Source organism: Pseudoxanthomonas sp. USHLN014 (assembly GCF_037153335.1).
In the GTDB taxonomy this organism is placed as follows: domain Bacteria; phylum Pseudomonadota; class Gammaproteobacteria; order Xanthomonadales; family Xanthomonadaceae; genus Pseudoxanthomonas_A; species Pseudoxanthomonas_A winnipegensis.
Window position 1 is genome coordinate 44,345 of record NZ_JBBCKO010000012.1, and the last position, 21,973, is coordinate 66,317.

The following is a 21,973-nucleotide window of genomic DNA, read 5'->3' on the forward strand; positions in this document are numbered from 1 at the left end:
GACCGCGCTTAGGCGGCTTCGTCGGGGGTGACGGTCTTGAGTTGCAGGGCGTGGATCGCGCCGCCCATCAGGTCACCCAGGGTGGCGTAGACCATGCGGTGGCGCGCCAGCGGCAGCTTGCCCTTGAACGCCTCGCAGACCACGGTGGCCTCGAAATGCACGCCGTCATCGCCCTGCACGCGCGCCTGGGCGCCGGGCAGGCCCGTCTGGATGAGTTCACGGATGGTTTCGGCGTCCAACGGCCTTTCCTCCTAAAATGGCCGACCATTCTAAGCCCAGGCCATCGCCACCGATGCCTTCCACCGCGCAGCACAGCGTTCCCGTCGACGATGCCGCCCTGGCCGCCAGTGGCCGTCGCGCGGTGCAGATCGAGGCCGACGCGCTGACCGCGCTGGCCCAGCGCATCGACGGCCCGTTCTCGGCCGCCTGCCGGATGGTGCTGGCCGGCGCCGGGCGAGTGGTGGCCATGGGCATGGGCAAGTCGGGGCATATCGCGCGCAAGATCGCCGCGACCCTGGCCTCCACCGGCACGCCGGCCTTCTTCGTCCACCCCAGCGAGGCCGGTCACGGCGACCTGGGGATGATCACCGACGCGGACATCGTGCTGGCCATTTCCTACTCCGGCGAGTCCGACGAGATCCTGATGCTGCTGCCGGTCCTGCGCCGCCAGGGCAACCTGGTGATCGCCATGACCGGGCGCCCGGCCTCGACCCTGGCCCGCCAGGCCGACCTGCACCTGGATGTCAGCGTCCCGGCCGAGGCCTGCCCGCTGCACCTGGCGCCGACCTCCAGCACCACCGCCACCCTGGCCATGGGCGACGCGCTGGCCGTGGCCCTGCTGGAGGCGCGCGGTTTCACCTCGGAGGACTTCGCCCGCTCGCATCCGGCCGGCAGCCTGGGCCGGCGCCTGTTGGTGCACATCAGCGATGTCATGCACACCGGCGAGGACGTGCCGACCGTGTCCCAGGACGCCACCCTGGCCCAGGCGCTGGTGGAGATGAGCCGCAAGCGGCTGGGCATGACCGCCGTGGTGGACGACCAGCGCGTGCTGCGCGGCATCTTCACAGACGGAGACCTGCGCCGCGCCCTGGACAATGCCGGGCTGGACATCCACACCACGCCCATCGCCAGCCTGATGACCCGTCACCCGGTCACCATCGGGCCGCAGGCGCTGGCCACCGAGGCCGCGCGCCTGCTGGAAACCCGCAACATCGGCAGCGGCCTGATCGTGGTCGACGCCGAGCAGCGCGTGATCGGCGCGCTCAATGTTCACGACCTGTTGCGTGCACGCGTGGTGTAAGAACCACGCCACCTGCGCCTATTCATGAAGGACCGCCCCGTTTTGACCGCCCATGCCCACCTGCCCGACGTCACCGACGCCCTGCTGCAACGCGCCGCGCGCGTGCGCCTGGCCTGCTTCGACGTCGACGGCACACTGACCGACGGCGGGCTGTTCCTGGATGCCGAGGGCCGTGAAGGCAAGACTTTCCACGTGCAGGACGGGCTGGGCCTGGTGCTGCTGCGCCGGCATGGCATCGAGGTGATGCTGGTCACCGCGCGCAGCGGCCAGGTGGTCGAGCACCGCGCGCGCGAACTGGGCATCGGCGTGCACCAGGGCGTCAAGGACAAGCTGGGCCTGGTCGAGCGGCTGTGCGCCGAGCGCGGCCTGGCCCTGGAGCAGGTCCTGTTCATGGGCGACGACCTGGCCGACCTGACCACGCTGCGCCGGGTTGGGCTGGCGGTCGCGCCGGCCAACGCCCATCCCTGGGTGGCGCCGCTGGCGCACTGGACGACCCCAGCCGGCGGCGGCCATGGCGCCGCGCGCCAGGCCTGCGACCTGGTGCTGGCCGCGCAAGGGCATGTCGAGCGGCTGCTGCAGGAGGGCGCCGCATGAACTGGCGCATGGGCCTGGGACTGGCGCTGCTGGTGGCGCTGCTGCTGTTCGGCTGGTCGGCCTGGAACAATCGCAAGAAGCCGCACACCAGTGGCCCGGCCGCGCAGTCGGACTACATCATGCACGACTTCGAGATGGTCACCCTCAACAAGGACGGGACCGAGGGCGTGACCTTGCGCGCCCCGGAAATGCACCGCACCGCCAGCGATGAGACCTTCAGCATCACCACCCCGCTGTTCCTGATGCCCGACAAGGACGGGCACCACTGGGAGCTGCGCAGCAAGAGCGCCTGGGTGGCGGCCAAGGGCGAGAAGGCCGTGCTGACCGGGGATGTGATCGGCAACAGCCCGCCCGAGGCGGCGACCCGCTCGACATTCACCACCAGCCGGCTCGATGTGTTCCCCGATCAGCACATCGCCAGCACCGACCAGCCGGCCACGCTCACCCAGCCCGGCGCGATCATGCAGGGCACCGGTTTCGTCATCAACTCACAGACCCAACAATTCCAGTTCAAGTCCAAGGTGAAAACACGCTATGTGCCCAAATCCGCGCAATAAGACTGGCCTGGCCGCGCTGGCGGCCGCCTGCCTGCTGGTGGTGGCGGGAGGCGCACTGGCCAAGAAATCCGACCGCGACCAGCCGATGACCATCGACTCGGACACCAACGACATCAGCTTCGCCGACGATGGCGTCAGCACGCTGACCGGCAACGTGGTCATCGTGCAGGGCACCCTGGAAGTGCATGCCGACAAGGGCCTGATCTACCGCAAGGCCGGCGAAGTCTCGCGCGGCGTGTTCACCGGCACCAAGACCAAGCAGCCCACGCTGCACCAGATCAACGATGACGGCACGCCCATCGATGCCACCGCCGACCGGATCGACTACGACATCACCAACAACATCATCACCCTGACCGGCAACTACAAGATCACCTCCCCCCGCGGCACCAACGCGGGCGAGAAGATGGTCTACAACACCGTGACCGGCAACATGCAGAGCGGCGGCGACGGCAACCGCGTGCGCACCGTGATCCAGCCCAAGAACAAGGCCCCCGCCGCGGGCGCCGCGCCCGCTCCCGCCAAGCCGGGGACCAAGTAATGCTGTCGGCCCAGGGACTGCGCAAGCGCTACAAGCAGCGCGAGGTGGTGCGCGAATTCGGCCTGACCCTCGACCAGGGCGAGGTGGTCGGCCTGCTCGGCCCCAACGGCGCCGGCAAGACGACCTGCTTCTACATGATCGTGGGACTGGTCTCGGCCGACGCCGGCAACATCGTGCTGGACGGCCAGGACATCACCAGCGAGCCGATGTACCGCCGCGCCAAGCTCGGCGTGGGCTATCTGCCGCAGGAACCCTCCGTGTTCCGCAAGCTGACCGTGGCCGACAACATCCGCCTGGTGCTGGAGCTGCGCGAGGACCTGGACAGCGACGGCGCCGAGCGCGAGCTGGCCTCGCTGCTGGAAGAGCTGCAGATCAGCCATGTCGCCGACCAGTTTGGCGCCAGCCTGTCCGGCGGCGAGCGCCGCCGCGTGGAAATCGCCCGCGCCCTGGCCGCCAAGCCGCGTCTGATGCTGCTGGACGAGCCCTTCGCCGGCGTGGACCCGATCTCGGTCGGCGAGATCCAGCGCATCATCACCCACCTCAAGGACCGCGGCATCGGCGTGCTGATCACCGACCACAACGTCCGCGAAACCTTGGGAATCTGCGACCGGGCGTATATCCTCGCCGAAGGCAGCGTGCTGGCGCAGGGGGCTCCGGACGAACTGCTGGCCAACGCGGACGTCCGTCGCGTCTACCTGGGAGAGACCTTCCGGCTGTGAGGCGCGCGTGGCGAACGCGGTAGGCGTTCGGTCCGCTATCCTGACGGTTCGCGAATGAAGCCACGCCTCCAGACATCGCTGGGCCAGCAACTGGTCATGACGCCGCAGCTGCGTCAGGCGATCCGTCTGTTGCAGATGTCCGCGGCCGAACTGGAGGCCGAGATCACCGAGGCGGTGGAGACCAACCCCCTGCTGGACTGGGCCGAGGACGGCCCCGATGCCCAGGCCGGCGGCGTCGACCACGCCGACCACGCCCCCGCCGACGAGCCGCCCGAAGAGCGCCAGCCCGAGCGCGAGGACTGGCAGGCCGACGAGAATCCCTGGAGCAACGAGGGCGGCGGCGGGTCCGGCGGCTCGTTCGACGACGACGACAACCTCGGCAGCGCGGCAGAGCGCGTGGCCCAGACCGACAGCCTGCAGGACCATCTGCTGTGGCAGCTGCATCTGTCGCAGCTGTCCCTGCGCGACCGGCGCATCGGCGCGGCGGTGATCGACGCCATCGATGACGACGGCTATCTGCGCACCGAGCTGGCCGAGATCGCCCAGACCCTGCGGCCGGAGGTCGTGGCCGGCGAGGACGAGATCCAGGCGGTGCTGTGCCAGCTGCAGCGCTTCGATCCGGTCGGGGTCGGCGCGCGCTCGCTGGGCGAGTGCCTGTGCCTCCAGCTGGACGTGCTGTCGGCCGACACGCCCGGCCGTGCGCTGGCGCTGACCATCGCCCAGGGCGCCCTGCTGGAGAAGCTGCCGCGCAGCGGCGTGGCCGGCCTGGCCAGCGAGCTCAAGCGCCCCCAGGCCGAGGTCGAGGACGCCGTGGCGCTGCTGCGCTCGCTGGATCCCAAGCCGGGCGTGCAGATCGGCGAACTCAGCCAGGACACCTATGTGGTGCCCGACTGCGTGGTCTGGCGCCAGAAGGGCATCTGGCGCGCGGCCCTGGCCAGCCAGCATCTTCCGCGGGTGTCCATCCACCGCGGCTACGAGTCGATGATCCGCCAGTGCAGCGAGTCGGATGCCGGCTACCTGCGCGGCCACCTGCAGGAGGCGCGCTGGCTGCTCAAGAGCCTGGAGGCCCGCGGCGACACCCTGCTCAAGGTCACCCGCTGCCTGATCCACCAGCAGGCCGGCTTCCTGGAATTCGGCGAGGCCGCCCTGCGCCCACTGACCCTGCGCGAGGTCGCCGGCGAGGTCGGCCTGCACGAGTCCACCGTCTCGCGCGCCATCGCCCGCAAGTACGTGCGCACCCCGCGCGGCACCCTGCCCCTGCGCGCGTTCTTCGCCTCGGGGGTGAGCACCGAGGGCGGCGGGGAAGCCTCCAGCACCGCCATCCAGTCGATGATCCGCAAGCTGATCGAGTCCGAAAACCCGCGCAAGCCGCTGTCCGACGCCAAGCTGGCCGACCTGTTGAAATCGTCAGGCGTGCCGGTGGCCAGGCGCACGGTGGCCAAGTATCGTGAGGCCATGGACATCCTGTCCTCGCACGAGCGCGTGCGGATGGGCTGATCCTTGAGATTGGCGGCAGGTTCACCTGCCACCTGCCAGCTTGAACACCGGGCCGACCGGTGCGAACTTGAACCCAACCCCGCCAACCACAGGAGCAGCAAGGAACCCCACGCCCGCCCGGTTTGTCCCAACAACCGACGCAACAACCACTGCAGGAGACAATGCGATGCGAATCGAGACCTACGGCCAGTCGATGGAAGTCACCCCGGCACTGCGTGACTACGTCGAGACGAAACTCAAGCGCCTTGAACGACATTTCGACCAGCCGCTCGAATGCCGCACGCAACTGGGGTTCTCCAAGCCCGACTACGTGGCCGAAGCCACGATCAACTTCTCCGGCCGTACCCTCCACGCCGATGCCGGCGCGGAGACCATGTACGCCGCGATCGACATCCTGGCCGACAAGCTGGACCGGCTGGTGCTCAAGCACAAGCGCAAGCAGATCGACCGCCAGCGCGGCCGCGGCGAGAACGCCGACTGAGCCTGTCCCGGCCACGATGCGTCCTCACCAGACGGCGGCCCTTCGGCCGCCGTCTGCGTTATGGCGCCGCGCCGGGCGGCAGCGCGCGTGGATGTGTCACCGGCACGTCGTATCATCGGGCTTCGATGCCGCTTTCCCCGACGCCATGAATTCCAGCATCACCGCCAGCGAGCTGTTCGAGCAGATGAAGGACAAGCTGGGCCTGCGCTGGATCGCCGGGCGGGCCGGCGGCAAGCGCCAGATCGACACCGCCGGCAAGGTCAAGCGCCGGCCCTCGCTGGCCGGCTACCTCAATGCGATCTATCCTAACAAGGTGCAGATCCTGGGCACCGAGGAGCTGGCCTGGCTGGACGGGCTGGATTCGCGCCAGCGCTGGGAGACCATCGAGAAGATGATGGCCGACCGGCCGCTGGCGCTGGTGATCAGCAAGAACCAGTCCTGCCCCGAGGACCTGCGCGCCACCGCCGAGGAGACCGAGACCCCGCTGTGGGTCTCGCCGCGCCGCGGCCATGAGCTGCTCAACTTCCTGTCCTACCACATGGCGCGCACGCTGGCGCCGCGGGTGACGCTGCACGGCGTGTTCATGGAGATCTATTCCATCGGCGTGCTGATCACCGGCGAGGCCGGCTCGGGCAAGAGCGAGCTGGCGCTGGAACTGCTGACCCGCGGCCATCGCCTGGTGGCCGACGACGCGCCCGAGTTCACCCAGATCGCGCCGGACGTGCTCGACGGCACCTGTCCGGAACTGCTGCAGGACCTGCTGGAGGTACGCGGGCTGGGCGTGCTCAACGTGCGCGACATGTTCGGCGACACCTCGGTGAAGAAGAACAAGTACCTGCGCCTGATCGTGCACCTGACCCGGCCGATGACCGAGCCCGGCGTGCACGGCTACGACCGCCTCACCGGCGACTCGGGCGCGCGCCACGTGCTGGACCTGGACGTGCCGCTGATCACCCTGCCGGTGATGCCCGGCCGCAACCTGGCGGTGCTGACCGAGGCGGCCACGCGCCTGCACATCCTGCGCACCAAGGGCATCGACCCGGCGGCGATGTTCATCGCCCGCCACAGCAACCTGCTGGAGCGCAGCACGCCATGAGTCAGGCCCCGACCGACGAGGGCGCCAAGCCCGCCGAACCGGCGCAGGCGCCGTTCGTGCTGATCGTCAGCGGCCTGTCCGGCTCGGGCAAGTCGGTGGCGCTCAAGACGCTGGAGGATCTGGACTACTACTGCGTGGACAACCTGCCCATCGAGCTGCTGCCGGACTTCATCCGCAGCCTGATGCGCGAGGATGTGCTGCCGCAGAAGGTCGCCGTGGGCATCGACGTACGCAACCGCCACAGCGACCTGTCCAGGCTCTCGCTGTGGCGCGCGGCGGTGGGACGGCTGGGGCTGGACGCCAAGCTGGTGTTCTTCGACTCGGAGGACGCGGTGCTGCTGCGCCGCTACTCGGACACGCGCCGACGCCACCCGCTGAGCCATACCGGCCTATCGCTGCCCGAGGCGATCGCGCGCGAGCGCCAGGTCACCCAGCCGCTGCGGCTCGAGGCGGACCTGGTGATCGACACCAGCCAGCTCAACGTGCACCAGCTGCGCCGCCGCGTGGTCGGCGAGTTCGCCTTCGACAGCCGCGACGCGCCCTCGCTGCTGTTCGAATCCTTCGCCTACCGCCGCGGCGTGCCGGCCGATGCGGACTTCGTGTTCGACGCGCGCGTGCTGCCCAACCCGCACTGGCAGCCCGAGCTGCGCCCGCTGACCGGCCGCGACGCCCCGGTGCGCGAATACCTCGAGGCGCAGGACGACGTGCAGCGCTATGTGCAGCAGGTCAGCGAATTCCTGGACACCTGGCTGCCGCGCCTGCGCGGTGAGACCCGCAGCTACGTGACCGTGGCCTTCGGCTGCACCGGCGGCAAGCACCGCTCGGTCTTCCTCACCGAGCGACTGGCCGAACACGCCCGCACCCAGGGCTGGGACCAGGTCGCCACCTTCCATCGCGAACTGGACTGACGCGCTAAGCGTGCGCCAACGCGTGCTGCGGCGCATCGCGGGACGGAGAAAACCGTGATCCCAGGTCGATGCGCGCGGCATCAGCCTGTTAATGTTGTCACCATGACCTGTGGCGTCCTGCTCATCACCCATCCTGGCATCGGCCCCTCGCTCCTGGCGGTGGCCGGCGGCATGCTGCGCAACCTGCCGTTGAAGGCCGAGGCCTTTGAGGTGCCGTTCGACGCGGACCTGGACGCGCTGCTGCCGCAGGCCTCGGCCGCGCTGCGGCGCGTGGACGGCGGCGAAGGCGTGCTGGTGCTGACCGACGTCTACGGCGGCTCGCCCAGCAACCTGGCCGCCCGCGTGGCGCGCCTGGGCACGCCGGTACGGCGCGTCTCGGCGCTGAGCCTGCCGATGCTGCTGCGGGTGATGAACTACCCCGAACAGGGACTGGACGAACTCCCGGCCACCGCGGCGGCCGGCTCACGAAATGGAGCCATCCTCGACGATGCTTGAGCGCGAACTCACCGTCTCCAACGCCTTAGGGCTGCATGCGCGCGCCACCGCCAAGCTGGTCCAGGTGGTCTCGCCCTTCCGCAGCCACGTGACCCTGGCCGCCAAGGGGCGCCAGGTCAACGCCAAGAGCATCATGGGCGTGATGCTGCTGGCCGCCGGCAAGGGCACCCAGGTCACCGTGCGCACCGACGGCGAGGACGAGGCCGCGTGCATGCAGGCCATCGTCGATCTGTTCGAACGGCGCTTCGACGAGGACGCCTGATGAGGAAACTGCTGCCGGGCCACGGGGCTTCGCGCGGCAGTGCCCTGGGTCGCGCGCGCGTGCGCCTGCCGCACGCGCTGGACGTGGCCGAGCAGCGCATCCGCGCGCGCGAGGTCGATGAGGAGCTGGGCCGCCTGCACGGCGCCATCGACGCGGCGCGGGCGGAAATGCGCGAGCTGCGCACGCGCCTGCACGGCGCGCTGGCGCGCGAGGTCGGCGAATTCCTCGACCTGCACGCCCTGCTGCTGGACGACCCGGAGCTGCTGCAGGGCCTGGACGACCTGATCCGCAAGGGCCGCTACGGCGCCGACTACGCCCTGCGCCTGCAGCGCGACCGCCTGGCGGCCGTGTTCCGCGACATGGACGACGCCTACCTGAAAAGCCGCATGGACGATCTGGACCATGTGATCGGGCGCATCCATGCCCATCTGCACAGCCGCGCCATCGATCCGGAAGGCCTGGCCGGCGAGATCCTGGTCAGCGATACGGTCGCCCCTTCCGAACTGGCGCAGCTGCAGGCCCAGGGCGTGGTGGCGGTGGTCACCTCCACCGGCAGCCCGCTCTCGCACAGCGCCATCCTGGCGCGCAGCCTGCACATGCCGCTGGTGGTGGGCTGCAGCGCGGCGCTGGCCAAGATCAACGACGGCGATGCGCTGATCGTCGATGGCGAGACCGGCGAGGTGGTGGTGGAACCCTCCGCCGCGGACCTGCGCGAGTTCCGCCAGCGCCTGAAGGTTCTCAAGCGCGAACAGCGCGAGCTAGGCCGCCTGCGCAGCAAGCCCACCCGTACGCGCGACGGCGTGGACATCGCGCTGCACGCCAACGCCGAATCGCGCGAGGACGTGGCCCAGGCCCATGCGCTGGGCGCGGCCGGGATCGGGCTGTACCGCACCGAGTTCCTGTTCCTGCAGCGTGCCGAGCTGCCCAGCGAGGAAGAACAGTTCCACACCTATCGCGACGTGGTGCTGGGCATGAGCGGGCGGCCGGTGACCATCCGCACCCTGGACCTGGGCGCGGACAAGGCCGACCGCACCGGCCTGGCCCTGCGCGGCGAGGCCAACCCGGCGCTGGGCCTGCGCGGCGTGCGCCTCTCGCGCGCGCACGGCGAGGTGTTCGATACCCAGCTGCGCGCCATCCTGCGCGCCTCGGGCTACGGCCCGGTGCGCGTGCTGGTGCCGATGGTGGCCATCCGCGAGGAACTGCTCGACGTGCGCAAGCGCCTCAAGCGCCTGGCCCGGCAGCTGGTCAAGGAAGGCCACGAAATCGCGGCGCAGGTGCAGATCGGCGCGATGATCGAGGTGCCGTCGGCGGCGATCTGCGTGGAACACTTCATCGACCTGGTCGATTTCCTCTCCATCGGCACCAACGACCTGGTGCAGTACCTGCTGGCGGCCGACCGCAACAACGATGCCCTGGGCGAGCTGTACTCGCCGCTGCGCCCGGCGCTGCTGCATCTGCTCGACGGCGTGCTGCGCGCCGGCCGCCGCCACGGCAAGCAGGTCGCGGTGTGCGGCGAGATCGCCGGCGACCCGGCGATGGCGCCGATCCTGCTGGCCCTGGGGCTGGAACACTTCAGCCTGCATCCCTCGCACATGCTCGAACTGCGCCGCACCATCCGCGGCCACGACCGCGGCGCCCTGCTCAAGGCCGCCCCCGCCCTGCTCAAGGCGCGCGACCGCAGCGGCATCGAGCGCTGGCTGGCGAAGGCAGGAGCGAGCAAGGAAGAGTGAGGCGTCAGCGGAAGCGCGTGTGCCATTCACTCCTCACTGCTCTTCACGCACTCCTGGCTTAAAAGCGATAATGCCGCGATGAACACCTGACCTGCAGCGCATCGTCCATCGGCGAGGCGGTGCTTCCACCGACCGCACAGGGGCCATGCGCATGGCAGAAGCCGTCCGCCACGACAAGACCGCACGCCAGCTGCGCCTGCTTTCCGACGCGCTGGACAGCGGTCGTCTGGGGCCAGTGCGGCGCCTGGTCAACACGCTCTCGCCGGCCGAGATCGGCAACCTGCTCGAGTCGCTGCCGCCCGGCAAGCGCGAGGTGGTCTGGGGCCTGGTCGATCCGGAGGACGATGGCGAGGTGCTGGTCCACGTCGGCGAGGAAGTGCGCGAAAGCCTGCTGGCCGAGATGGACCCCGACGAGATCGTCGCGGCGGTCGAGGACCTGGACATCGACGACCTGGCCGATCTGGTCGAGGACCTGCCCGACACGGTCATCGACGAGGTCCTCAAGTCGATGGACCGCGAGAACCGCGAGCGCCTGGAGCAGGTGCTGTCCTACCCCGAGGACAGCGCCGGCCGCCTGATGAATCCCGACGTGGTCACGGTGCGGGCCGACGTCAACATCGAGGTGGTGCTGCGCTATCTGCGCCTGCGCGGCGAACTGCCCGACCACACCGACTACCTGTTCGTGGTCAGCAAGAAGCACCAGTACCTGGGCCGCGTGCCGCTGGCCGCGCTGGTCACCCACGAGCCGTCCACGCCGATCAACCGCCTGATCGACGACGAGCAGCCGGCCATCGACGTGGAGGAGCGCTCGGAGGAAGTCGCGCGCAAGTTCTCCGACCACGACTGGGTCTCGGCGCCGGTGGTGGACGACAACAACATCCTGATGGGCCGCATCACCATCGACGACGTGGTCGACATCATCCGCGACCAGGCCGAGCACCAGGCCATGAGCGCGGCCGGCCTGGACGAGGACGAGGACTTGTTCTCGCCGATCCGGCGCGCCTTCCGTCGGCGCATGCTGTGGCTGGGCATCAACCTGGGCACGGCCTTCATCGCCTCCTCGGTGGTCAGCCAGTTCGAAGGCACCATCGCCAAGATCGTCGCGCTGGCCGCGCTGATGCCGATCGTGGCCGGCATGGGCGGCAACGCCGGCACCCAGGTGCTGGCGCTGATGGTGCGCGGCCTGGCGCTGGGACAGATCGGCGCCTCCAACGTCTACGTGCTGCTGCGCAAGGAGCTGGGCGTGGCACTGATCAACGGGCTGGGGCTGGGCACGCTGCTGGGGCTGATCGTGCTGGTGTGGTTCCGCCAGCCCGGCCTGTCGCTGGTGATCGGCACCGCGCTGACGCTCAACCTGCTGACCGCCGCGGCCGGCGGCGTGGCCGTGCCGCTGGCGCTCAAGCGCATGGGCTTCGACCCCGCGCTGGCCGGCAGCGTGATCCTGACCACCCTCACCGACGTGATGGGCTTCATGAGCTTCCTCGGCCTGGCCACCCTGGTGCTGCTCTGAAGGAGCGGGCGGATGCGCGACGGCGAGCGGCTGGGCAAGGTGACCGAGTGGCACGACGCGCGCGGCTACGGCTTCATCCAGCCAGTGGACGGGCCGAAGCTGTTCTTCCACATCCGCGACTACCAGCAGCAGGGGCGCAGGCCGGAAGTAGGCGAATGGCTGCGCTATACGCAGGGCCAGGGCCGCGATGGGCAACCTGCAGCGAAGCGGGTTCGCCGCGTCGTCCCCCCGAGCGCATCGGCCAGGCAACGCGCGGCAGCTAAAGCGCCTCAGGCCTGGCATGGAGGCTGGCCGGGCTGGTGCATGCTGGTCGCCTACGGGCTGGTTCTTGCGTGGCTGGCCTGGTCCCATCGCGTGCCGGACTGGGGCGTGATCGGCGTGCTGGCGATGAGCGGCGTGACCTGGACCGCGTACGCCCTGGACAAACGTGCAGCCGGATCCAACGCATGGCGCACACCGGAACAGACGCTACACCTGCTGGAATTGCTTGGCGGCTGGCCTGGGGCGCTGATCGCGCAACGCAGTCTGCGTCACAAGAACCGAAAGCGGAGCTATCAGATCGCGTTCTGGTCGCTGGTGGCGACGCACTGTGCGGTCTTGGCGCTACTGGTCTACTGTCGTCCGTGGGCATGATCTGCTGCAGCACGCCATGCGTAAGCCGAGCCAGGGACCTAGGATGCGCGCTGTGTCCGCAGGATCATGCGTTTCATGAAAAGGTTCTCCCTGTTGTTGCTTTGTTCCCTGCTCGCCGCCTGCGCTTCCAGGCCTGAGACCGTGTCCGGACGCTTCGTCGAACGCAGCGTGCAGGTCGATGGTGCGACGCATCGCTACCAGGTGTTCGTCCCCTCGCCGGCCGCCTATCAGGGTGCGCCGGCGCTGGTGTTGTTCCTGCATGGCTCGGGCGAGCGCGGCCGCGACAATCGCAAGCAGCTCGACGCCGGCCTCGGCCCGTATCTGCAGCGGCACCGGCGCGACTTCCCCGCGCTGGTGGTCCTGCCGCAGGTGCCGGACGAGGAGGAATGGACCGGCACCAACGCACGCGTCGCGCTGGCCGCGCAGGCGGCGACGCTGGCCGAGTTCCAGGCCGATCCCGCGCGCGTCTACGCCACCGGCATCTCGATGGGCGGCTACGGCACCTGGGAAGTGGCATTGCTGGCGCCGGAGCGTTTCGCCGCGCTGGCGCCGGTGTGCGGCGCGGTGCATCCACCGCGCCCGCAGCGGCCGAGCCTGCGCGTCACCCCAGTCGACGGCCTGGCCGATCCCTATGCCGCCATCGCCACGCGCCTGGGCGGCACGCCGATCTGGATGTTCCATGGCGCGCAGGACGATATCGTCCTGCCAGAAGACGACCACCGGCTGGTGGCCGCCTTCGAGGCCGCCGGCCATCCGGTGCGCTACACCGAGTATCCGCACGGCAATCACAACGTCTGGGATGTCACCTACGCCGACCCGGCGCTGTGGGCCTGGCTGTTCGCCCAGCGTCGCCCGTAGCGCCGCCCGCCACACCCGCTGCCGGACCGGTGGCGTATAACGACCCACGCCACTTTCCCCGGAGCCACCCCATGAAGCCCCTGCTCAAGTCCGCCGCCCTGGCCCTCGCGCTCACCCTGGCCTCGACCGCCTCGGCCGCGCTGAAGACCGGCGCTGAGGCGCCCGCCTTCAGCGCGCCGGCCTATCTGGCCGGCAAGCCTTTCACCTTCACCCTGGCCGATGCGCTGAAGAAGGGCCCGGTGGTGGTTTATTTCTTCCCCGCCGCCAACACCGCCGGCTGCAACCTGGAGGCGCACCTGTTCTCCGAGGCGGTGGACCAGTTCAAGGCGCATGGCGCCACGGTGATCGGCGTGACCGCCGGCAACACCGACCAGCTGGCGGACTTCTCCAAGAACACCGAGACCTGCGGCGGCAAGTTCCCGGTGGCGGCCGACGCGGGCGCCAAGATCGCCGCGCAGTACGACGCCACCCTGGCCGAGAAGCCCGGCTGGTCCGACCGCACCTCGTATGTGATCACGCCGCAGGGCAAGGTCGCCCACGTCTACTCCGACCGCAGCCCCAAGCTGCATGTGCAGGAAACGCTGGATGCGGTGAAGGCCCTGGAGCACAGCGCGCACTGAATGCTGCAACGCATCACGTTCCCGGAAGGCCCCGCCCGCGCGCGGGGCCTTTTTCTTGCATGGGAGTCTGCATAATCGGGCCAAGGGGAGAACCGTCGCATGTCCAAGGCCAGGGCCATCCTGTGGATGCTGCTGTGCTGCGCCATACCTGCCACGCAGGCTGCGGCCGGCGCTGCGGCGAGCGTGCGTCCGCTCGATCTCACCGATCTGGAGGCGCCGGCCTTCACCAACTTCGGCCAGGACGAGGGGCTGCCGGACGCCGGAGTGTCCTCGACCTGCGTGGACAGGAATGGCTTCGTCTGGGGCGCCACGCCGGCCGGCGTGTACCGCTACGACGGGCGCCGCTGGATGGCAGTGGACGAGCCGGCGCTGCGGCACTCGGCCACGCATGTGTTCGTCGACCATGGCGGGCGGGTGTGGGCGGCCTTCCGCAATACCGGCCTGGCGGTCTATGACGGCACGCGCTGGCAGGCGGCCAACACCGACACCGGCCTGCCCTCGAACCAGATCAAGCATTTCGCCGAGACCACCGACCCCAGCGGCGAGGTGGTGCTGTGGGCGCTGACCTGGGACCACGGCCTGATGCGCCTGCGCGATGGGCGCTGGGAGCTGGATCCTGGGAATGCCTCGCTGCCGGCCGACCCGCTGCGGTCGATGGCCCAGACCCGGCAGCTGGGCGTGCCCGGCCGGCAGTGGCTGGGCACCAACGCGCGCGGCCTGTGGTACCGCGATCCGGGCCAGGTCGCCTGGCGGCGCTGGGAAGGTCATCAGTTCGACGTGGCCCAGGTCGAGGACCTGATGCCGGTCATGCAGCAGGGCCGCGAGGAACTGTGGATCTCCACCTACACCGGCGGCCTGTGGCGCATGCGCGCCGACGGCCTGCGCCACTGGAGCCACGACCACGACGGCCTGCCAAGCAACGTGATCTATAACGTGGCCAATACCGCGCTGCCGGACGGCAACCGCGCGATCTGGGTGGCCAGCCGCGCCGGCCTGCTGCGCCTGCACGAGGACACCCTGCAGGTGTTCAACCGCCGCCACGGCCTGCGGTCGGACGTGATCCGCGACGTGATCGCCTGGCGCAGCCCCGACGGGCTGGACGTGCTGTGGATGGCCAGCGACTGGGGCGTGACCCGCACCGTGCTCGGCGCCAGTCCCTGGGTGATCGCCTCGCTGATGGGCTCGGACGGGCTGGGCGTGTTCGGCTTCCTGGTCGAGCCCGACGGCCAGGGCGGCGAGCGGCTGTGGGTGAGTTCCTCGGGCGAAGGCCTGTCGCTCTACCAGGGCCGCCAGTGGCACCACTTCGGCCAGGACGAGGGTGTGCCGCCGGACGCCAACATCGGCTCGGTGATCGCCACCCATGACGAGGCCGGACGCAGCACCTACTGGGTCAGTCTGCGCGGCGGCGTGGTGCTGCGCAGGTCGCCGGGCCAGTCGCGTTTCGCGCCGATCGCCACGCCCTGGAAGCACACCGAGGGCGAACTGCTCTACGACACCCTGGTGCGCACCTACGAGGGCCGGCGCGAGCAGTGGTTCGCCACCCGCGAGACCGGCCTGTACCGGCTGCGCGACGGCGCCTGGACGCGCTTCCCGCCGCCGGTGAGCAACGCCCCCTGGCGCGCGCTGCGGGTGCTGGACGTGGTCGACGCGCAGGGTCGTTCGTGGCTGTGGGCGGCCACCAACCACGGCCTGGCGCGCTTCGACGGTACACGCTGGGACACGCTGGGCACGGACCTGGGCCTGACCGACACCAACGTCATCGGTCTGAGCCTGATTCCCGACGCCGGGCACCGCCAGATCCTGTGGCTGGGCACCAGCAGCGCCGGCGTGGCGCGCGTGGACATCAGCGACCCGCGCCAGCCCCGGCTGCTGCCCGAGCCGCTGCCGCCACCACCCGACCCCAGCGTCTACAACGCCCAGGTCGACAGCAAGGGCCGGGTCTACCTGTGCACCAACAACGGCGTGCAGCTGCTCACCCCGACCGCGCGCGGTTACGAGAGCCGCATCTTCGGGCGCCACGACGGCCTGCTGCACCAGGAATGCAATTACGTGCAGTTCCTGGACCGGCACGACCGCTTCTGGACCGGCACGCTGGGTGGGCTGGCCGTCTACGACCCAAGGCGTGAGCTGCACGACACCCAGCCCAAGCCGCTGCGCGTGACCGGCCTGCGGATCGACGGCCGCCCGGTGGCCGGACCCGCGCTGGAGGTGCCGCCGGGCAAGCGCGAGCTGCGCATCGACTACGCGCTGCTGTCCTGGTTCCGCGAGGCCGACTCGCGCTTCCGCACCCAGCTACTCGGCTACGACACCGCGCCGGGCGACTGGACCGAACAGAATTTCCGCAGCTTCAACGCGCTGCCGCCGGGCCACTACCGCCTGCGCGTGGAGGCGCGCGACCACGCCGGCAACACGAGCACGCCATTGGAAGTGCCGATCAATATCCAGGCGGCGTGGTGGCAGACGCCGGGCGCGCGGGTGGCCGCGGGGTTCGCCGTGCTGCTGGTCGGCTACGGGCTGGCGGCCTGGCGCACGCGCCGCCTGCGCGAACAGCGTCGCGTGCTGGAACAGCGCGTGCGCGAGCGCACCGCCGAACTGCACGAAGCCAACGAACGCCTGCGCACCCTGTCCTACCGCGACGAGCTCACCGGCCTGGACAACCGCCGCCGGCTGCTGGAAGTGGTCTCGCCCTCGCCGGACGGGCCCCTGCCGCGCGCGCTGATCCTGCTGGACGTGGACCACTTCAAGCGCTTCAACGACCGCTTCGGCCACCCCGCCGGCGACGAGGCCCTGCGCCAGGTCGCCGCGGCCATGCGCGACTGCGCCGGCGCGCAGGCCACCGTCGCCCGGCACGGCGGCGAGGAGTTCGCCTGCGTGCTGCCGACCACCGACGCCCAGCACGCGCTGGACGTGGCCGAATGCATCCGCAAGGCCGTGGCCGCCTGCGAGCTGCGCGTGCCGGGCCAGGACGCGCCCTGGCATATCACCATCAGCGCCGGCGTGGCCATCGCCATGGTCCGCACCCGCGAGGACACACTGCGGCTGTTCAACGACGCCGACCTGGCGCTATACCAGGCCAAGCACGAGGGCCGCGACCGGGTGCAGCTGCATCGTCCGCTGTAGGCCCGCATCGCGGGCGGGCTGTTAGGGTATCGGCCCTTGCTTCGCACGATCCGTCGCCATGTCACAGACCACCCCCTCGGTGCTGTTCGTCTGCACCGGCAACATCTGCCGCTCGCCCACCGCGCAGGCGCTGCTGCTGCGCAAGGCGGCCGCGCAGGGCATCGAGGTGGACACCGACAGCGCGGCGGTCACCGACGAGGAAGTCGGCAATCCCCCCGACCGTCGTGCCCTGCAGGAGCTGCAGCGACGCGGCGTGCCCATGCCGCCGCATCGGGCCCGGCTGATCCAGGCGCGCGACTACCGCCATTTCGACCTGATCCTGGGCATGACCGCCCAGCATGTCCGCGCCATCGAGCGCCTGGCCCCGCCCGATGCGCGCGCCCGGATCGGCCTGCTGATGGAGTACGCGCCAGGCCAGCGCGCGGTCGACGTCCCCGATCCCTGGTACGGCGGCCCGCAGGACTTCGTGAAGGCCTTCGACATGATCGAGGCCGGCGTGGACGGCCTGCTGCGCAGCTGGACGCTGGCGCGCGACTGAGGCGGATCGCTCGCAACAAAAAACCCGCGGCACGGGGCCGCGGGCTTGGCGTTGCGTCGTCGCGGACCGGCCGCTTGGCGGGCGATCCGGATCGCAGGCTTACAGCGCCTGCATTGCCTTGTTGGTCTTGTCCTCGGTCTTGACCGGCACTTCGGGCTGCGGCTGCACCGCGGGCTCGGCGGCCGGGGCGGGCTGCAGGCCGGCGTTGTCCGGCACCTCGATGTAGGGCAGGTGCAGCGTCTCGCTGGTCATGCGCCGGATCCGGTTGGTCAGCGCCGCGCTCTTGTTGAGCTCCTGGCCATAGCTGGGCACGATCTGCTCCAGCTTCTGCTTCCAGCCGGCTTCCATCTGCCTGGGGAAGGCCTGGGCCATCAGCTTGAGCATGATCGGCGGCGAGGTCGATGCGCCCGGCGAGGCGCCAAGCAGCGCGGCGATGGTGTCGTCTTGGTCGGTGACGATCTCGGTGCCGAACTGCAGGCTGGTCTTGCCGGTCGCCGGGTCGCGCTTGATCACCTGCACGCGCTGTCCGGCGGTGACCAGCTTCCAGTCCTCGCGCTTGGCGTTGGGGTAGTACTTGACCAGTTCGGCCTGGCGATCGGCGTCGGTCAGCTCGGCCTGCTGCAGCAGGTACTTGACCAGGTCCAGGTTCTCCTCGCCCACCTTGAGCATCCCGCCCACGTTGTGCTGGTTCACCGAGGAGTACAGGTCCCACTGCGAACCGGCCTTGAGGAACTTGGTGCTGTACAGCGCGAACGGCCCGAACAGCACGACCGGCTTGCCGTCCAGCTTGCGCGCGTCGATATGCGGCACCGACATCGGCGGCGAACCGGTATCGGCCATGCCATAGACCTTGACGTCGTGGCGGCCGGCGATGGCCGGCGCCTGGAAGGCCAGGAACTGGCCGCCCACCGGGAAGCCCGCATAGTTCTTCGCCTCGGGGATGCCCGACATCTGCAGCAGCTTCAGCGCCGCACCGCCGGCACCGATGAACACGAAGCGCGAGCGGACCGTGCGCAGCTGGTCGGACTTGAGGTCCCGCACGGTGACGTTCCAGGTCTTGTCCTGGTTCTGGTGCAGGCCCTGCACCTCGTTTTGCAGGTTGAGGTGGAAGTGCGGGTTCTTCTGCAGGGCCGCGGTGAGCTGGTTGGTGATCACGCCGAAGTTCACGTCGGTGCCCAGCGGCATGTAGGTGGCGGCCACCTTCTGCGCCGGATCGCGGCCTTCCATCACCAGCGGTGCCCAGGCCTTGATCTGCGCCGGATCGGTCGAGTACTGCATGCCGTAGAACAGCGGATTCTTGACCAGCGCGTCGTGGCGCTTGCGCAGGTACTCGATGCGGTCATCGCCCCAGACGAAGCTCATGTGCGGGGTGGGATTGATGAAGTCCGACGGGGTTCCCAGCCGACCCTCGCGCACCTGGTGCGACCAGAACTCGCGCGAGACCTCGAACTGCTCGGCGATGCCGACCGCGCGCTTGGTCTCGATGGAGCCGTCGGGCAGCTCCGGGGTGTAGTTGAGCTCGGCGAAGGCCGAGTGTCCGGTGCCGGCGTTGTTCCAGCCGTTGGAACTCTCCAGCGCCACGCCGTCCAGACGCTCGAACAGCTGCACGTTCCAGTCCGGCTCCAGTTCCTGCAGATAGGTGGCCAGGGTGACGCTCATGATGCCGCCGCCGACCAGGACCACATCGACCGACTGGTCGCTGTCGGGCTTGGGGCCTGTCACGTTCTTGATCGGCCAGAACAGGAAGACGACGCCGACCACCAGCAACAGCAGGACGGCGCCGAGAAGGAATTTAAGTAATTTTTTCATCACGTATGGGGGATCGCGGGGGGAGACAAGTACGACTGAGCGGGAGGTCGTGACGCAAAAACGTCATCGCACGCCACATGCAGTATCGCGCGGACATCAAACCACAGCGCTCCGGACGATACTGCGTCAAGGGGTCCTCCTGTCCCGTTGGGTGGGATGCGATTCCGTCTTGAACCTCGCTTTGGGTGCCGCCGGGTCGTCCATGTAAGGCAACCGGCCTCGACGCGCGGCCTTCACAGACGGCTGACGAGGCCGCTGTCATTGATGCAGCACGTTCCACGAGATGCTTATGACGACACTGCGTAGCTCCAAGGCCATGCCGCCGGATATCGAATTCTCCCGCCCGCGCGAGGACAAGCGCGCCGCGCAACGCCAACTGCAGGACCGCCTGGACGCCTTCGAACGCGCCGGCGGCCGGGTCGAAAAACTCGGCAACACGCCGCTGCGCAAACGCGCTTGAGCTTCCAGATCGCGTCGCTACTCAAGCTTTAGTGGAAGCAACGGTCTCCTCGAATCTCGCAGCGTCCTGCCTGAGCGGAGCTTGCTCCGCTGCTCTTCGGCCGGATCATGGGGAAATCACAGCGGAGCAAGCTCCGCTCTACACATGGGAGCCGCCTTGTGGCCTGTTCGGCCAATGGCGCGATCAGGTTTTCCCGGTGAGGCCCCTCGCCGCCAAGGCGCTCCCACCGTTTGCCTTCGACTTCGCATCTGATCGCCAGCATCACCCGCTCAGCTGGCGGCATGCCCTGATCGCCTAGAATGCGCGCCCCTGCCGGCGTCTGCGCCGTTCCTCGGCGCTCGCCGTCCGCTCGAAGTCCTCGATGAATCAGCTCGCCCATTGCGTCCTCCACTACGCGCGCAGCCTGTGGGAGACCCAGCAGTTGCTGCCGCCGGTCGACGCCGCCGACACGCATGCCGCGGCACACGCGCGCGCCAACCTGCATCTGGCCAGCCTGGCCGGCTCGGTCGCCGCATTGACCGAGGCGCAGCGCGTGGAACTGGCGCGCGCCGCGCTGCGCGGCTGGCCGCTGCACGTGGCCGGTACCGTCGAAGACGCGCCCGATCCGGTGCGCCTGGCGCTGATGGCAGGCCGCGCCCCGACGCCGCTGCACGCGCTGCCTGCCGGGCTGACGCCGTGGATCGATGCCTCGCTGGCCGCCATCGCCCTGCGCAGCCTGCGCTACGCGCTGGAACTGACCGCACTGCTGCCCGACCCGACCCGCCAGCCGCTGCCCGATGACGCCTCGCCGCAGTTGCTCAGCGCCGCGGCGGCCGTGGACGAGCAGCAGGCCGTGTTGTGGGACACAATCGAGAAGGTCGGCGCCGACGAAGCGGCGCAGCTGGCCGACGCCGCGCGCGCCATGCTTGACAGCGCCGCGCCGGGCAGCCAGGACGCCGAGCTGCTGGCCTACTTCGCCAGCGGCATGTTCGCCCAGCGCACCTGCGCACACCGCTGAAGCGCACCGCCGCGCGCCGCGGAAGGCATCGGCCTGCCCGCGCATGACTTCCGGCAGTCACTGCCGACAGGACACGGGCGTTAGCTTGCACTCACTCTCAATGTGCGCGTAGGCGCGGGACCGCCGGTGGCAACTCAAGGATCGATCGCGCGCTGGACCGGGGCGGTATACCTGGTCGTGGTACTCACCGGCATATTCAGCCTGGCCTATGTGCCGGGCCAGCTGCGCGCCGTGGGCGACCCCAGCGGCATGCTCGAACATATCGTGGCGCGGCAGCGGCTGTTCCAGGCCGGCATCGCGTCCTTCGTACTGGAGCAGTTGGCCTTCCTGGCGCTGCCGTTCCTGCTCTACCGCCTGCTGCGCCACGTGCAGCGCACCCTGGCCGCCGCGATGGTGGTGCTGGCGGTGATCGCGGTGCCGATCGCCCTGATCGCCGCCGCCCATCGACTGGATGCGCTGACCGCGCTGACCGATCCGGGCCTGGACGCGGTGTCGAGCAACCTGCGCGAGGCCCTGGCCCTGCATTCGATGACGGCCTACCGGAACGCGATCTTCATGGCGACCCTTTTCTGGGGCCTGTGGCTGCTGCCGCTGGGGCTGCTGGTCTATCGCTCGCGGCAATGGCCGCGCGTGCTGGGCGCCGCGCTGATCCTGGGTGGTCTTGGCTATGTGTGCAACGTGTTCGGCGCGCTACTGGTACCGGGCTACGACCAGGGCACCTTGTCGAACTACGCGACCCTGCCGGCGGCGTTCGGCGAGATCGGCCTGTGCCTGTGGCTGCTGCTGTTCGGCATGCGACCGGTCGCCTCCACCCTGACGGACACGCTGGAATGAGCTCCCTTCTGCAAGACACGCCCGTCCCCGTGCGCCAGCGCCTGTCGGCGGCCTGGGGCGCGCTGATGTTCTGCTATCTGTATGGCGACTACTTCGGCCTGTACACGCCGGACAAGCTCAAGGGCATGCTCGCCGGCGAAGGCCCGGTCGGCGCCTACAGTGAGGGCTCGCTGGTCGGGGTCTGCCTGATGATGGCGGTGCCGGCGCTGATGGTGCTCGGCGCGCTGCTGCTGCCGGCGCGGCTGTGCCGCTGGCTCAACGCGCTGCTGGGCATGGCCTACACCGCGATCATGCTGCTCACCCTGCCCGGCGCGCGGCCGTACTACCTGGTGCTGGGCGGGATCGAGATCGTCCTGTCGTTGAGCATCGCCGTCATCGCCCTGCGCTGGCCGCGCGCGAGGACCTGACCAACCG

General features: G+C 69.5%; 24 protein-coding genes. 22 read left to right on the plus strand and 2 right to left on the minus strand.

The features are described from left to right. Positions 1–8 precede the first annotated feature (8 nt). Positions 9–239, minus strand: a complete 231-nt coding sequence (locus WFQ05_RS18125) for a BolA/IbaG family iron-sulfur metabolism protein (RefSeq protein ID WP_130520984.1) — start codon at positions 237–239, stop codon at positions 9–11. Between the two features lie 53 nt (positions 240–292). Between WFQ05_RS18125 and WFQ05_RS18130 the strand changes: the two genes are divergently transcribed. The 18 genes from WFQ05_RS18130 to WFQ05_RS18215 all read left to right on the plus strand — a co-directional run bounded on the left by WFQ05_RS18130 (position 293) and on the right by WFQ05_RS18215 (position 17,459). Then, positions 293–1,300 (plus strand): KpsF/GutQ family sugar-phosphate isomerase, encoded by a 1,008-nt coding sequence (locus tag WFQ05_RS18130; RefSeq protein WP_337054818.1) that lies wholly within the window; start codon positions 293–295, stop codon positions 1,298–1,300. A gap of 42 nt (positions 1,301–1,342) precedes the next feature. Further along, on the plus strand, positions 1,343–1,894 hold the full coding sequence (locus WFQ05_RS18135) for an HAD-IIIA family hydrolase (RefSeq protein WP_228257951.1): 552 nt from the start codon (positions 1,343–1,345) through the stop codon (positions 1,892–1,894). Continuing rightward, positions 1,891–2,451: an LPS export ABC transporter periplasmic protein LptC gene (gene lptC / locus WFQ05_RS18140; RefSeq protein WP_130522983.1), complete on the plus strand. Its 561-nt coding sequence runs from the start codon at positions 1,891–1,893 to the stop codon at positions 2,449–2,451. The genes WFQ05_RS18135 and lptC overlap by 4 nt, the downstream gene beginning before the upstream one ends. Beyond that, positions 2,429–2,992 (plus strand): lipopolysaccharide transport periplasmic protein LptA, encoded by a 564-nt coding sequence (gene lptA / locus WFQ05_RS18145; protein WP_130522984.1) that lies wholly within the window; start codon positions 2,429–2,431, stop codon positions 2,990–2,992. The genes lptC and lptA overlap by 23 nt, the downstream gene beginning before the upstream one ends. Next, the gene (lptB, locus tag WFQ05_RS18150; RefSeq protein WP_130522985.1) at positions 2,992–3,711 is read left to right on the plus strand and encodes an LPS export ABC transporter ATP-binding protein; all 720 of its coding nucleotides are present in this window, start codon (positions 2,992–2,994) and stop codon (positions 3,709–3,711) included. The genes lptA and lptB overlap by 1 nt, the downstream gene beginning before the upstream one ends. 54 nt (positions 3,712–3,765) lie before the next feature. Then, a complete protein-coding gene (locus tag WFQ05_RS18155; RefSeq protein WP_337054819.1) occupies positions 3,766–5,208 on the plus strand; it encodes an RNA polymerase factor sigma-54 in 1,443 nt (480 codons plus the stop codon). Between the two features lie 166 nt (positions 5,209–5,374). Beyond that, positions 5,375–5,689 (plus strand): ribosome-associated translation inhibitor RaiA, encoded by a 315-nt coding sequence (gene raiA / locus WFQ05_RS18160; RefSeq protein ID WP_130520998.1) that lies wholly within the window; start codon positions 5,375–5,377, stop codon positions 5,687–5,689. A gap of 145 nt (positions 5,690–5,834) precedes the next feature. Then, on the plus strand, positions 5,835–6,785 hold the full coding sequence (gene hprK / locus WFQ05_RS18165) for an HPr(Ser) kinase/phosphatase (RefSeq protein WP_130521000.1): 951 nt from the start codon (positions 5,835–5,837) through the stop codon (positions 6,783–6,785). Next, positions 6,782–7,693: an RNase adapter RapZ gene (rapZ, locus tag WFQ05_RS18170; protein WP_337054821.1), complete on the plus strand. Its 912-nt coding sequence runs from the start codon at positions 6,782–6,784 to the stop codon at positions 7,691–7,693. Before hprK ends, rapZ begins: the two co-directional genes overlap by 4 nt. Positions 7,694–7,795: 102 nt before the next feature. Next, positions 7,796–8,188 carry a PTS fructose IIA subunit family protein gene (locus tag WFQ05_RS18175; RefSeq protein WP_130521004.1) on the plus strand — a complete coding sequence of 131 codons (393 nt, stop codon included), beginning with the start codon at positions 7,796–7,798 and terminating at the stop codon, positions 8,186–8,188. Beyond that, positions 8,181–8,450 (plus strand): HPr family phosphocarrier protein, encoded by a 270-nt coding sequence (locus WFQ05_RS18180; protein ID WP_130521006.1) that lies wholly within the window; start codon positions 8,181–8,183, stop codon positions 8,448–8,450. The genes WFQ05_RS18175 and WFQ05_RS18180 overlap by 8 nt, the downstream gene beginning before the upstream one ends. Further along, complete coding sequence (gene ptsP / locus WFQ05_RS18185; RefSeq protein ID WP_337054822.1) at positions 8,450–10,180, plus strand: phosphoenolpyruvate--protein phosphotransferase; 1,731 nt, start codon at positions 8,450–8,452, stop codon at positions 10,178–10,180. The genes WFQ05_RS18180 and ptsP overlap by 1 nt, the downstream gene beginning before the upstream one ends. Positions 10,181–10,331: 151 nt before the next feature. Continuing rightward, positions 10,332–11,690 carry a magnesium transporter gene (mgtE, locus tag WFQ05_RS18190; protein ID WP_130521010.1) on the plus strand — a complete coding sequence of 453 codons (1,359 nt, stop codon included), beginning with the start codon at positions 10,332–10,334 and terminating at the stop codon, positions 11,688–11,690. Positions 11,691–11,702: 12 nt separating this feature from the next. Further along, the gene (locus tag WFQ05_RS18195; RefSeq protein ID WP_337054823.1) at positions 11,703–12,323 is read left to right on the plus strand and encodes a DUF1294 domain-containing protein; all 621 of its coding nucleotides are present in this window, start codon (positions 11,703–11,705) and stop codon (positions 12,321–12,323) included. Between the two features lie 75 nt (positions 12,324–12,398). Continuing rightward, the gene (locus WFQ05_RS18200; RefSeq protein WP_337054825.1) at positions 12,399–13,181 is read left to right on the plus strand and encodes a PHB depolymerase family esterase; all 783 of its coding nucleotides are present in this window, start codon (positions 12,399–12,401) and stop codon (positions 13,179–13,181) included. A gap of 71 nt (positions 13,182–13,252) precedes the next feature. Beyond that, entirely contained in the window at positions 13,253–13,801 is a 549-nt protein-coding gene (locus WFQ05_RS18205; protein WP_131659392.1) for a redoxin domain-containing protein, read from the plus strand. A gap of 99 nt (positions 13,802–13,900) precedes the next feature. Next, entirely contained in the window at positions 13,901–16,921 is a 3,021-nt protein-coding gene (locus WFQ05_RS18210; protein WP_337054826.1) for a diguanylate cyclase, read from the plus strand. A gap of 58 nt (positions 16,922–16,979) precedes the next feature. Next, complete coding sequence (locus tag WFQ05_RS18215; protein WP_337054827.1) at positions 16,980–17,459, plus strand: low molecular weight protein-tyrosine-phosphatase; 480 nt, start codon at positions 16,980–16,982, stop codon at positions 17,457–17,459. A gap of 99 nt (positions 17,460–17,558) precedes the next feature. On the opposite strand, the gene mqo is transcribed toward WFQ05_RS18215, so the two are convergent. Continuing rightward, the gene (mqo, locus tag WFQ05_RS18220; RefSeq protein ID WP_337054828.1) at positions 17,559–19,268 is read right to left on the minus strand and encodes a malate dehydrogenase (quinone); all 1,710 of its coding nucleotides are present in this window, start codon (positions 19,266–19,268) and stop codon (positions 17,559–17,561) included. Positions 19,269–19,557: 289 nt separating this feature from the next. On the opposite strand from mqo, the gene WFQ05_RS18225 reads away from it, so the two are divergent. The 4 genes from WFQ05_RS18225 to WFQ05_RS18240 all read left to right on the plus strand — a co-directional run bounded on the left by WFQ05_RS18225 (position 19,558) and on the right by WFQ05_RS18240 (position 21,966). Beyond that, positions 19,558–19,728 (plus strand): hypothetical protein, encoded by a 171-nt coding sequence (locus tag WFQ05_RS18225; RefSeq protein WP_337054829.1) that lies wholly within the window; start codon positions 19,558–19,560, stop codon positions 19,726–19,728. A gap of 361 nt (positions 19,729–20,089) precedes the next feature. After that, positions 20,090–20,725 (plus strand): hypothetical protein, encoded by a 636-nt coding sequence (locus WFQ05_RS18230; protein WP_337054830.1) that lies wholly within the window; start codon positions 20,090–20,092, stop codon positions 20,723–20,725. 126 nt (positions 20,726–20,851) lie between these two features. Then, on the plus strand, positions 20,852–21,559 hold the full coding sequence (locus WFQ05_RS18235; protein WP_337054831.1) for a DUF4386 domain-containing protein: 708 nt from the start codon (positions 20,852–20,854) through the stop codon (positions 21,557–21,559). Beyond that, a complete protein-coding gene (locus tag WFQ05_RS18240; RefSeq protein WP_337054832.1) occupies positions 21,556–21,966 on the plus strand; it encodes a DUF6326 family protein in 411 nt (136 codons plus the stop codon). The genes WFQ05_RS18235 and WFQ05_RS18240 overlap by 4 nt, the downstream gene beginning before the upstream one ends. Positions 21,967–21,973 lie beyond the last annotated feature (7 nt).